The 12062-nt window shown below is 61.8% G+C and carries 9 protein-coding genes and 2 tRNA genes; all 11 read left to right on the top strand.

Annotation, left to right across the window (positions count from 1 at the left end; genetic code table 11):
• Window positions 1-17: 17 nt before the first annotated feature.
• Window positions 18-1328, top strand: coding sequence for a trigger factor (tig, locus tag C7H85_RS10250; RefSeq protein ID WP_106729610.1), 1311 nt, complete (start codon window positions 18-20; stop codon window positions 1326-1328).
• Window positions 1329-1415: 87 nt separating this feature from the next.
• Window positions 1416-2039, top strand: a complete 624-nt coding sequence (clpP, locus tag C7H85_RS10245; RefSeq protein WP_106729609.1) for an ATP-dependent Clp endopeptidase proteolytic subunit ClpP — start codon at window positions 1416-1418, stop codon at window positions 2037-2039.
• An 80-nt stretch (window positions 2040-2119) separates the two neighbouring features.
• Complete coding sequence (gene clpX / locus C7H85_RS10240; protein WP_106729608.1) at window positions 2120-3400, top strand: ATP-dependent protease ATP-binding subunit ClpX; 1281 nt, start codon at window positions 2120-2122, stop codon at window positions 3398-3400.
• Window positions 3401-3538: 138 nt separating this feature from the next.
• Window positions 3539-5890 (top strand): endopeptidase La, encoded by a 2352-nt coding sequence (gene lon / locus C7H85_RS10235; protein ID WP_106729607.1) that lies wholly within the window; start codon window positions 3539-3541, stop codon window positions 5888-5890.
• 216 nt (window positions 5891-6106) lie between these two features.
• Window positions 6107-6379 (top strand): HU family DNA-binding protein, encoded by a 273-nt coding sequence (locus tag C7H85_RS10230; protein WP_106729606.1) that lies wholly within the window; start codon window positions 6107-6109, stop codon window positions 6377-6379.
• A 118-nt stretch (window positions 6380-6497) separates the two neighbouring features.
• Window positions 6498-8396 (top strand): SurA N-terminal domain-containing protein, encoded by a 1899-nt coding sequence (locus C7H85_RS10225; RefSeq protein ID WP_106729605.1) that lies wholly within the window; start codon window positions 6498-6500, stop codon window positions 8394-8396.
• A 206-nt stretch (window positions 8397-8602) separates the two neighbouring features.
• Window positions 8603-9244: a UvrY/SirA/GacA family response regulator transcription factor gene (uvrY, locus tag C7H85_RS10220; RefSeq protein WP_106729604.1), complete on the top strand. Its 642-nt coding sequence runs from the start codon at window positions 8603-8605 to the stop codon at window positions 9242-9244.
• A 6-nt stretch (window positions 9245-9250) separates the two neighbouring features.
• On the top strand, window positions 9251-11080 hold the full coding sequence (gene uvrC, locus C7H85_RS10215) for an excinuclease ABC subunit UvrC (protein WP_106729603.1): 1830 nt from the start codon (window positions 9251-9253) through the stop codon (window positions 11078-11080).
• Window positions 11081-11128: 48 nt separating this feature from the next.
• The gene (pgsA, locus tag C7H85_RS10210) at window positions 11129-11677 is read left to right on the top strand and encodes a CDP-diacylglycerol--glycerol-3-phosphate 3-phosphatidyltransferase (RefSeq protein ID WP_106729602.1); all 549 of its coding nucleotides are present in this window, start codon (window positions 11129-11131) and stop codon (window positions 11675-11677) included.
• Window positions 11678-11809: 132 nt separating this feature from the next.
• A tRNA-Cys gene (locus C7H85_RS10205) sits at window positions 11810-11883 on the top strand.
• 20 nt (window positions 11884-11903) lie between these two features.
• Window positions 11904-11990: transfer RNA gene (locus tag C7H85_RS10200), tRNA-Leu, on the top strand.
• Window positions 11991-12062: the final 72 nt, after the last annotated feature.

The following is a 12062-nucleotide window of genomic DNA, read 5'->3' as shown; positions in this document are numbered from 1 at the left end:
AAAATTGAGGTATAAGAATGCAAGTTTCTGTAGAGACGACCCAAGGCCTGGAGCGCCGTCTGACCATTACCGTACCGGCTGAGAAAGTGGACGGCGAAGTGAACAGCCGCCTGCGTCAGCTGGCCAAGACCCGTCGTATCGACGGTTTCCGTCCTGGTAAGGCCCCGCTGTCCATCGTCAAGAAAATGTTCGGTTCCTCCGTGGAAGCCGACGTGGCCGGCGAGCTGATGCAGCGCAACTTCTTCGAAGCCGTGATCGCCGAGAAACTGAACCCGGCCGGCATGCCGACCATGCAGCCGGCGCCGATCAAGGCCGGCGAAGACTTTACCTTTATCGCCACCTTCGAAGTCTACCCGGAAGTGGCAGTCAAGGGGCTGGACGCGGTATCCGTCGAGAAACCTCAAGCCGAGGTGACCGACGCCGATCTGGACAAGATGATCGACACCCTACGCAAGCAGCACGCCGACTGGGTGAGCGTCGAGCGCGAAGCCGCCGACGGCGACCGGGTGACCATGAACTTCGTGGGCTCCGTGGACGGTGAAGAGTTCGAAGGCGGCGCTGCCGAAGACTTCGTGCTGGTACTGGGCTCCGGCCGCATGATCCCCGGCTTCGAAGACGGCCTGCTGGGCAAGAAAGTCGGTGACGACTTCACCCTGGAAGTGACCTTCCCCGAGGAATACCACGCCGAAAACCTGAAAGGCAAACCGGCCCAGTTCGCCGTGGCCGTGACCAAGGTCGAAGCCCAGCAACTGCCCGAGCTGACCGAAGAATTCGTGCAGCGCTTCGGCATCGCCGACGGCTCCGTCGACGGCCTGAAAGCCGAAGTGCGCAAGAACATGGAGCGCGAACTGGCCCAGGCACTGAAAGCTTCCGTGAAAGAACAGGTGATCGACGGTCTATTGGAGCAGAACCCGGTGGACGTGCCCAAGTCCCTGATCGACGGCGAAATCGACACCCTGCGGCAGCAGGCGCTGCAGCGTTTCGGCGGCATGGATCCGAAGAACGCCCCGCAACTGCCGGCCGAGCTATTCCAGGAACAGGCCGAGCGCCGGGTGCGCGTGGGTCTGCTGCTGGGCGAAGTGATCAAGACCAACGAGATCAAGGCTGACGATGCCAAGGTGCAGGAAATCATCGCCTCCATGGCGTCCGCCTACGAAGACCCGACCGAAGTGGTCGCCTACTACAACGAAAACCAGCAGCTGCTGGAAAGCGTGCGTAACCTGGCCATCGAAGATCAGGCCATCGAGTTCGTGCTGGCCCAGGCCAAGGTGACCGACAAGCAGGTCAGCTTTGACGACCTGATGAACAAGCCGGGCGTTGGCGCTTAAGAACATTTGACTTAAGCATTAAGCTCTTGCGTATAATGGCCCCAGTGTGAGTGCACTTGGGCCATTTTGTTTTGGGGACAATATCTTATGTCAAACAACCATAATCCGATGATGGACGGGCCCCTGGCTGCCCTGATCCCCATGGTGGTAGAGCAGACCGCCAAGGGCGAACGTTCCTACGATATTTATTCCCGTCTGCTGAAAGAGCGGGTGATTTTCCTGACCGGCCAGGTCGAAGACCACATGGCCAACCTGATCTGTGCCCAGTTGCTGTTCCTGGAATCGGAAAACCCGGAAAAGGATATCTATCTGTACATCAACTCGCCGGGCGGATCGGTCACGGCGGGCATGTCGATTTATGATACCATGCAGTTCATCAAGCCGAACGTGAGCACGGTGTGCATGGGCCAGGCCTGCTCCATGGGGGCCTTCCTGCTGGCCGGCGGCGCGACGGGCAAGCGGTTCGCCCTGCCCAACAGCAGGGTGATGATCCACCAGCCCCTGGGCGGCTTCCAGGGGCAGGCGTCGGACATCCAGATCCACGCCAAGGAAATTCTGTATATCAAAGAAAAGCTCAATCGCCTGCTGGCGGAGCACACCGGTCAGGATCTGTCGATCATCGAGCGTGATACCGACCGCGACAACTTCATGTCGGCGGACCAGGCCAAAGAATACGGCCTGGTGGACGAGGTGTTCCACAAGCGCGGTTGAGCAAAGCGGGGTGGGGTGCTGTACACTCATTAGTGAGAGTTGCAAGCGCTCCGCAGCCTGTACGCATAAGAGGTGACTGAATGACAGATAAACGCAGGGGCGAAGGGGATGGCGGCAAGCTGCTGTACTGTTCTTTTTGCGGTAAAAGCCAACATGAAGTGCGTAAGCTCATCGCAGGCCCTTCCGTCTATATTTGTGACGAGTGTGTCGAGCTGTGCGAAGACATCATCCGGGAAGAGATCAAGGATATTTCACCCAAGCGTGAAGGCAGTGCCCTGCCGACGCCCCATGAGATCCGCGCTCACCTGGATGACTATGTCATCGGTCAGGACCACGCCAAGAAAGTGCTGGCGGTGGCGGTGTACAACCACTACAAGCGGCTGCGCAACGCCGGCTCTACCGACGGCGTCGAGCTCGGCAAGTCCAACATCCTGCTGATCGGTCCCACCGGCTCGGGCAAGACCCTGCTGGCCGAAACCCTGGCCCGGCTGCTGGATGTGCCCTTCACCATGGCCGACGCCACCACCCTGACCGAAGCCGGTTACGTGGGCGAGGACGTGGAGAACATCATCCAGAAGCTGCTGCAGAAGTGCGACTACGACGTGGAGAAGGCCCAGCGCGGCATCGTCTACATCGATGAAATCGACAAGATTTCCCGTAAGTCCGACAACCCCTCCATCACCCGGGACGTGTCCGGTGAAGGGGTACAGCAGGCCTTGCTGAAACTGATCGAGGGCACCGTGGCCTCGGTACCGCCCCAGGGCGGGCGCAAGCATCCCCAGCAGGAGTTCCTGCAGGTGGATACCTCCAAGATCCTGTTTATCTGCGGCGGCGCCTTCGCCGGCCTGGACAAGGTGATCGAGCAGCGCATGGACAAGGGCACCGGCATCGGTTTCGGCGCCGAGGTGAAAACCAAGAGCAACAAGGCCACCCTGAGCGAGATCTTTACCCGGGTCGAGCCCGAGGACCTGGTCAAATACGGCCTGATCCCCGAGTTCATCGGTCGCCTGCCGGTGGTGGCCACGCTCACCGAGCTGGATGAAGACGCCCTGGTGCAGATCCTGTCCGAGCCCAAGAACGCGCTCACCAAGCAGTATGCGGCGCTGTTCTCGCTCGAGGACGTGGAACTGGAGTTCCGTGACGACGCCCTGCGCGCCATTGCCCGCAAGGCGATGGAGCGCAAGACCGGCGCGCGCGGCCTGCGTTCCATCGTGGAAGGCGTGCTGCTCAACACCATGTACGATCTGCCCTCGGTGGACGACGTGGCCAAGGTGGTGATCGACGAAACCGTGATCAAGGGCGAGTCCGACCCCATTCTCATCTACCAGAAAGGGGAAGCCCAGGCCGCTTCCGGCGACTGAGGCGGGCTATTTTTGAACAGTCAAAAGGGGCTTTAGGCCCCTTTTTCTGTTTTTCCGCCCGCGGCGATTGAATCTTGCGATCCCGCCCCCATATACTGCCCAAGCGCTAATAAATTGCATTCAAGCCGAGAGGACACTATGACCCTAGAGCGTTCCGAACGCATCGAAACCCCCGTCCTGCCTCTCCGTGACGTGGTTGTGTATCCCCATATGGTGATCCCGCTGTTCGTGGGACGGGAAAAGTCCATCCGCTGCCTGGAAGCGGCCATGGAGCAGGACAAGAAGGTGCTGCTGATCGCGCAGAAAGATGCCTCGACCGATGATCCTGGGGCCGATGACCTCTACCAGGTCGGCACCGTGGCCAACGTGCTGCAGCTGCTCAAGCTGCCCGACGGCACCGTCAAGGTGCTGGTGGAAGGGGGCCAGCGGGCCCGGCTGGAGCAGTTGCGCGAGCACGACGGCTACTTCGTGGCCGAGGCCCAGTACCTGGCCACCGAGCCGCTGGACGAGCGCGAGCAGGAAGTGCTGGTGCGTTCGGCCATCACCCAGTTTGAAGGCTACATCAAGCTCAACAAGAAGATCCCGCCCGAGGTGCTGACCTCCCTGTCCGCCATTGAGGACGCGGCGCGCCTGGCCGACACCATGGCGGCCCACATGCCGCTCAAGCTGGAAGACAAGCAGAAGGTGCTGGAAATCGCCCAGGTGGGCGAGCGCCTGGAGTACCTGATGGCGATGATGGAGTCGGAGATCGATCTGCTGCAGGTCGAGCGCCGCATCCGCGCCCGGGTCAAGAAGCAGATGGAAAAGAGCCAGCGCGAGTACTATCTCAACGAACAGATGAAGGCCATCCAGAAAGAGCTGGGTGAGCTGGACGACGTGCCCGACGAATTCGAAGCGCTGCAACAGAAAATCGAAGAGGCCGGCATGACCGACGAAGCCCGGCAGAAAACCGAGGCGGAGCTGGCCAAGCTGAAGATGATGTCGCCGATGTCGGCGGAAGCCACGGTGGTGCGCGGCTATATCGACTGGATGATCTCGGTGCCCTGGAAGAAGCGCTCCAAGGTGAAGAAAGACCTGGCCAAGGCCGAGGAAACCCTGGACGCCGATCACTACGGCCTGGAAAAGGTCAAGGAACGCATCATCGAATACCTGGCGGTGCAGAGCCGGATCAACAAGCTGAAAGGTCCCATCCTGTGCCTGGTGGGCCCGCCCGGGGTGGGCAAGACCTCCCTCGGTCAGTCCATCGCCAGGGCCACCGGCCGCAAGTATGTGCGTATGGCGCTCGGCGGGGTACGGGACGAGGCGGAAATCCGCGGCCACCGCCGTACCTATATCGGCTCCATGCCCGGCAAGCTGATCCAGAAAATGGCCAAGGTCGGGGTGCGCAACCCGCTGTTCCTGCTGGACGAAATCGACAAGATGTCCTCCGACATGCGTGGCGATCCGGCCTCGGCCCTGCTGGAGGTGCTGGATCCGGAGCAGAACCACAGCTTCAACGACCATTACTTGGAGGTGGACTACGATCTGTCCGACGTGATGTTCGTGGCTACCTCCAACTCCATGCACATTCCGGGTCCGCTGCTCGACCGGATGGAGGTGATCCGGCTGTCCGGCTACACCGAGGACGAGAAGCTCAACATCGCCAAGCGCCACCTGCTGTCCAAACAGATCAGCCGCAACGGCCTGAAGGAAAATGAAGTGGTGGTGGAAGACTCGGCCATCATCGGCATTATCCGCTACTACACCCGGGAAGCCGGGGTGCGCAGCCTGGAGCGGGAAATCTCCAAGCTGTGCCGCAAGGCGGTGAAGGAGATACTGCTTAACAAGGATCTCAAGCAGGTGGTGATCAACCAGGACAACTTGAAGAACTACCTGGGCGTGCACCGCTTCGACTACGGCAAGGCGGAAGATCACAACCAGGTGGGGCAGGTGACCGGCCTGGCCTGGACCGAGGTGGGCGGCGACCTGCTGACCATCGAAGTGGCCAACGTGGCCGGCAAGGGCAAGCTCACCTATACCGGCTCGCTCGGCGACGTGATGCAGGAATCCATCCAGGCGGCGATGACGGTGGTGCGCTCCCGGGCGGAAAAATGGCGCATCAACGCTGACTTTCACGAGAAGCGCGACATCCATGTGCACGTGCCGGAAGGCGCCACCCCCAAGGACGGCCCCAGTGCCGGTATCGCCATGTGCACCGCCCTGGTGTCCAGCCTGACCGGTAACCCGGTGCGGGCCGACGTGGCCATGACCGGCGAGATCACCCTGCGCGGCGAAGTACTGCCTATCGGTGGCCTCAAGGAGAAGCTGCTGGCGGCCCACCGCGGCGGCATCAAGCGGGTGCTGATCCCCAAGGAGAACGAGCGGGATCTGGAAGAAATTCCGGCCAACGTGAAGCAGGATCTGGAGATCCATCCGGTGCGCTGGATAGAGGAAGTGCTGGAGCTGGCGCTGGAACAGCCGCCGGAAGGCTTTTCTGTCGCATCGGCTTAGGCTTTTTGCGCCCAAGTCACGGTTTCAGGCTTGTCAGCGGCCATGACTCGCAGTAGCCTTGGGTGGATTTCATCTGACCCGGGGCGCGGCGGGGAATATGCCGCCTCCGATACGAGACAAACGGCCGGGCCAGAACCCGGCTTTCAACCAAATAACGATATCAGGTTAGGGTTGCGTCATCAGACCAACGCAAAAATAACGACAAGGGGAATGACTGTGAATAAATCTCAACTGATCGATAAAATCGCCGACGGCGCCGACATCACCAAAGCCGCCGCCGGCCGTGCTCTGGACGCCTTCGTGGATGCGATCTCCGATTCTCTGAAAGAAGGCGAGTCCGTGTCTCTGGTGGGCTTCGGTACCTTCGAGGTGCGCGAGCGTGCCGCCCGCACCGGCCGCAACCCGCAAACCGGCGCCGCCATCGAGATCGCCGCCGCCAAGACCCCGGCGTTCAAGGCCGGCAAAGCGCTGAAAGACGCCGTCAACTAAGCGACCCCTTACTTGGACTTCGGGTCCAGCAGGTCATGATCCGAACAGGGCGCATCTCGAGGTGCGCTTTTTTTTCGGATAAGGCGGCACGACCGTCTATCGGGAGCAACGACACTTTATGTTTTTTGACAAGCTAAGAGCGGGAGCCCAAAGCACCGTCTCCAAAGTCATCCTCGTACTGATTATCTTATCCTTCGCCCTGGCCGGGGTGGGCAGCTATGTCTCCCGGCCGGCGCAGGAAGTGGCGGCCGTGGTCAACGGCGACGAGATCAGCGCCCAGGCGCTGGAAAACGCCTACCGCAACGAGCGGGCCCGGTTGGAAAACCAGCTGGGCACCCAGTTCAGCCAGTTGCTGGGGGATCCCCAGTATGTGGCGCAGATCCGTCGCTCCGTGCTGGAGCAGATGGTGGAGCAGCGGCTGCTCGATCAGAAGGTGCAGGAACTGGGCCTGCGCGCCAGCGATGAGCAGGTGCGCAACGCCATCCGCGCCCTGCCGGAGTTCCAGCAGGACGGCCGGTTCGACAACGACCGCTACCTGCAACTGCTGGCCCGTAGCGGCCTCAGCGCCGAGCAACTGCGTGACAGCGTGCGCCAGGACATCAGCCGGCAACTGCTGCTCAATGCCCTGGTGGGATCCAGCTTCACCCTGGAAGCGGAAGCCGGCTGGCTGGATCGGCTGAGCCGCCAGCAGCGGGACGCCGAGCTGGTGCGCCTGCCCCTGGCCGATTTCATCGCCCGGGTCGAGCCGAGCAGCGACGATGCCCAGGCCTACTATCAGCAGCATCCCGAGCGCTTCCAGCGCCCCGAGCAGGTGAAGATCAACTACCTGCTGCTGGATGCGGGCGCCCTCTCCGGCGACGAGATCGACGAGCAGGCGATTGAGGCCTATTACCAGGCTAACCAGGCGAGCTACAGCCAGCCCGAGCAGCGCAAGCTGGCTCATATCATGGTCAACAAGGGGGACGAGGCGAGGCAGAAAATCCAGGCCATTGCCGATCGCCTGGCCGCCGGCGAGTCGTTCGCCGCGTTGGCGGAGAGTGAATCGGACGATGTGTTCTCCGGCGGCAACGGCGGCGAGCTGGAGTGGATGGAGCAGGGCACCATGGATCCGGCCTTCGACTCCGCGGCCTTCGCCCTGGACGAAGTGGGCGAGGTGTCCGAGGTGGTGGAGAGCGAATTCGGCCTGCACCTGATCACCTTGCTGGACGTCCGGCCCGGGCAGACCCGGCCGCTGGCCGAGGTGCGTGACGCCATCGCCGAGCGCCTGGCCCGGGAGCAGGCCGCCAACGCCTTCTACGAGCAGGAACAGCGCCTGGCCGAGCTGGCTTTCGAGTTTCCCGACTCGCTGGACATGGCGGCCCAGGAGCTGGGGCTGGAGATCCAGTCCACCGATTACTTCTCCGCCGTAGAGGCGCCGGCCGCCATCAATGATCCGCGCCTGCTGTCCGAGGCCTTCTCCGAGCGCCTGCGGGAGCAGGGCATGAACTCGGATCTGATTGAACTGGGGGACAACAAGGCCGCCGTCATCCATGTGATCGAGCACAGGCCCGCCGCGGTGCGCGATTTTGCCGAGGTCGAGGAGCTGGCGCTGGAGCTGGCCGCCGCCGCCAGGGCCGAGACGCTGGCGGCCGAGTCCGCCCAGGCGCTGCAGCAGGCCTGGAGCGAGGGCGAGCAGGGGCAGTGGCTGTCTGAGCAGGCGCTGAGCGTGGAAACGCTGAACGGCGTTTCCCGCGAAACCCGCGAGCTTGAGCCCGAGCTGCTCAATGCCCTGTTCGCCATGGCCAGCCCCGGCGAGCAGCCGAGCCTGCGCATCGTGCCCTTGGCCAATGGCGATCAGGCGGTGCTGAAGCTGAACCGGGTGTCCACCCCGGCCGAGCCGTCCGAGCAACTGGCCCAGATCCGCGAAGGCCAGAGCGGCATTCAGGGACAGCGGGAATACCAGAGCCTGATCCAGGCGCTGAAGGCCGCCGCCGATATCGAGTACCGCAACCTGCCCACCCTGGCCGAGGAGTTCTGACAATCAAGGCGCTTCGGCGCCTTTTATCTTGTTTTTGAGAGATTCCCGCCAGACAAACGGTCTTTATGTTGCCAATATGTACTTGATTTGATACTAAAGTGTGCCCCGGTTGGCGAGCGGTTTTATCCGCCTGCATCTTCCGCTATGATGCCGACTTCGGGAACGTGTTTTACGCTACGCAGGCTACAGCAGTCGGAGAACATCTTTTGATTAACGTATTCCTGGTTGATGACCATGAGTTAGTGCGCACAGGGATCCGACGCATACTAGAAGACGTCAAGGGAATGAAGGTGGTGGGGGAGGCCAAGAGCGGCGAAGAGGCCGTGCAATGGTGCCGGGAACACCACCCCGACGTCATCCTGATGGATATGAACATGCCGGGTATCGGCGGCCTGGAAGCCACCCGCAAGATCTTGCGCTTCAACCCGGATGTGAAGATCATCGTGTTAACCATCCACACCGAAAACCCCTTTCCGACCAAGGTGATGCAGGCGGGGGCCGCCGGCTACCTGACCAAGGGCGCCGGGCCGGAAGAAATGATCAACGCCATTCGCCTGGTCAACAGCGGCCAGCGTTACATCTCGCCGGAAATCGCCCAGCGCATGGCGCTGAGCCAGTTTTCCAACGAGGAAAACCCGTTCAAGCAACTGTCCGAGCGGGAGCTGCAGATCATGCTGATGATCACCAAGGGGCAGCGGGTGACCGACATTTCCGAGCAGCTCAACCTGAGCCCGAAAACGGTCAACAGCTATCGCTACCGGTTGTTCAGCAAGCTCAACATCAACGGCGACGTCGAGCTGACCCACCTGGCGATCCGCTACGGCATGCTGGACGCGGAAAAAATCTAAGGGTCCATGAACCCCTCCTTCGATGCCAAAGCCTTTCTCAAGGTGGTGACCGAGCAACCCGGCGTGTATCTGATGCATGACGCCGCCGGGGAGGTGATCTACGTGGGCAAGGCGAAAAACCTGAAGAAGCGGCTGTCTTCCTATTTCCGCGGCAACGTCAGCGGCGAGAAGACCCGCGCCCTGGTGCGCCAGATTGCCGATGTGCAGGTGACGGTGACCCACACCGAAACCGAGGCGCTGATCCTCGAGCACAACCTGATCAAACAGCACCTGCCGCGCTACAACGTGCTGCTGCGGGACGACAAGTCCTACCCCTACATCATCATCACCGATCACCGTCATCCCCGCATCGGCATCCACCGCGGGCCGCGCAAGCACAAGGGCGAATACTTCGGCCCCTATCCCAGCGGGGTGGCGGTGCGCGACAGCCTGCACCTGATGCAGAAGCTGTTTCCGGTGCGCCAGTGCGAGGACGGGGTTTACGCCAACCGCTCCCGGCCCTGTCTGATGTACCAGCTCAAGCGCTGTGCCGGCCCCTGCGTGGCCGGCCTGGTCAGCGACGAGGAATACGCCCACCAGGTGCAGCTGGCCCGGCTGTTCCTGCAGGGCAAGAACCAGCAGGTGCTGACCGATCTGGCGGACAGCATGGAGCAGGCCAGCCAGGCGCTGCGCTTCGAGGAGGCGGCGCGCTTTCGCGACCAGTTGCAGGCGTTGCGCCGGATGCAGGAGCAGCAGTTCGTCAGCGGCAAGGTGCTGGACGACCTGGACGTGATCGGCCTGGCCGCCGAGCGCAGCCTGGCCTGCGTGCAGGTGCTGTTCATCCGCCAGGGCAAGGTGCTGGGCAGCCGCAGCTATTTCCCCAGGATGCCGCCGGACACGGATCCGGAAGAGATTCTGCAGAGCTTCGTGCTGCAGTTTTACCTGTCCGGTATCGGCGGCCGGGAAGCCCCCGCCGAAATCCTGCTCGACCGCAGCCTGCCCGATGAGGAAGTGCTGAGCGATACCCTGAGCCAGCATTACCAGCGGCGGGTGAAGCTGCGCAGCCGGCTGCGTGCCGAGCGGGCCCGCTTTATCAAGCTGGCGCAAACCAACGCCCAGAGCGCCCTGGCCAGCCGGCTGGCCCACAAGAGCACCCAGCGCCAGCGGCTCAAGCAGCTGGAAGAAGTACTGGCGGTCACCGACATCGGCCGCATGGAATGTTTCGACATCTCCCATACCATGGGGGAAAAGACGGTGGCCTCCTGCGTGGTGTTCAACCAGGACGGGCCGCTGAAAAGCGAATACCGCCGCTTCAACATCGGCGGCATCACCCCCGGCGACGACTACGCCGCCATGGAGCAGGCGCTGAGTCGGCGTTTCCGCCAGGCCGATGTGGACAAGCTGCCCGACCTGCTGTTTATCGACGGCGGCCTGGGCCAACTGGCCCGGGCGGAAGAGGTGGTGGCCCGGGAACTGGCGGACAGCCCGTGCAAGCCGCTGCTTGTTGGCGTGGCCAAGGGCGTGACCCGCAAGCCGGGGCTGGAGACGCTCGTCATGGGCGGCAGCCACCAAGAGCGGCATTTGCCCGCCGACCTGCCGGCGCTGCACCTGATCCAGCACATCCGCGACGAATCCCACCGTTTCGCCATTACCGGGCACCGGGCCCAGCGGGGCAAGGTACGCACCACCAGCACCCTGGAGTCGATTCCCGGGGTGGGAGCCAAGCGCCGCCAGGCGTTGTTGAAATACCTGGGTGGCCTGCAGGAGGTGCAACGGGCCAGCGTGGACGAACTGGCCAAGGTGCCGGGGATCAGCGAAGCGCTGGCAGAAAAAATACATGATGCGTTGCATCACTGAGATTCATCATGCACCATGTAACAGCATCATCCTATGGCTTGAATAACAATGATAAACGTCCCTAATTCCCTGACTTTTTTCCGACTCCTGCTGATCCCGGTTTTTATCGTTCTGTTCTATCTGCCGTTCGACTGGGCCTATTTCTGGGCGGCGGCGGTATTCACCCTGGCGGCGGTGACCGACTGGTTCGACGGCTTCCTGGCCCGTCAGCTCGAGCAGAGCACGCCCTTCGGCGCCTTTCTCGATCCGGTGGCCGACAAGGTGATGGTGGCCAGCGCCCTGGTTCTGATAGTGGAAGACTACAGCAGCCCGCTGGTGACCATTCCCGCCATGTTCATGATCGGGCGGGAGATCATCATCTCGGCCCTACGCGAATGGATGGCGGAGATCGGTCAGCGCGCGCGGGTGGCGGTGAGCTGGATAGGCAAGTGGAAGACCACCATCCAGATGCTGGCGCTGATCGGCCTTATCTGGCAGCAGAGCATCTACATGATCTGGGCCAGCTACCTGCTGCTGTACGTGGCCACCGGCCTGACCCTGGCCTCGGCCTACGACTACCTGAAAGCCGCCTGGGGCGACTTGACCGGGGCACGCTGACCGGCAGCCCGGCCCGATTGCCAAAATGGGGCCTTGCGCATAAAAAGTGTGCGAACGAATCGAAAAATCCAGATTAAAGTTGACTGGCAGGCCCCGGTCATTAGAATGCTCAGCATCTAAATGACCTCTTTCGGCGCGTTAGCAAAGCGGTTATGCAGCGGATTGCAAATCCGTTTAGAGCGGTTCGACTCCGCTACGCGCCTCCAAATTTCCTCAGTACGTCTACGCCCGGATGGTGAAATCGGTAGACACAAGGGATTTAAAATCCCTCGCTGGTAACAGCGTGCCGGTTCAAGTCCGGCTCCGGGCACCATCAAGCATACGGCTTTCCTGGTTAACGAGCACTAACACGAAATGCGTTGGGGGATTCCCGAGGAATATTGGT

This window comes from Zobellella endophytica (genome assembly GCF_003012775.1).
GTDB classification, from domain to species: Bacteria; Pseudomonadota; Gammaproteobacteria; order Enterobacterales; family Aeromonadaceae; genus Oceanimonas; species Oceanimonas endophytica.
Note: the sequence above shows the minus strand (reverse complement) of the source record. Positions and strands in the feature narration are given on the sequence as shown.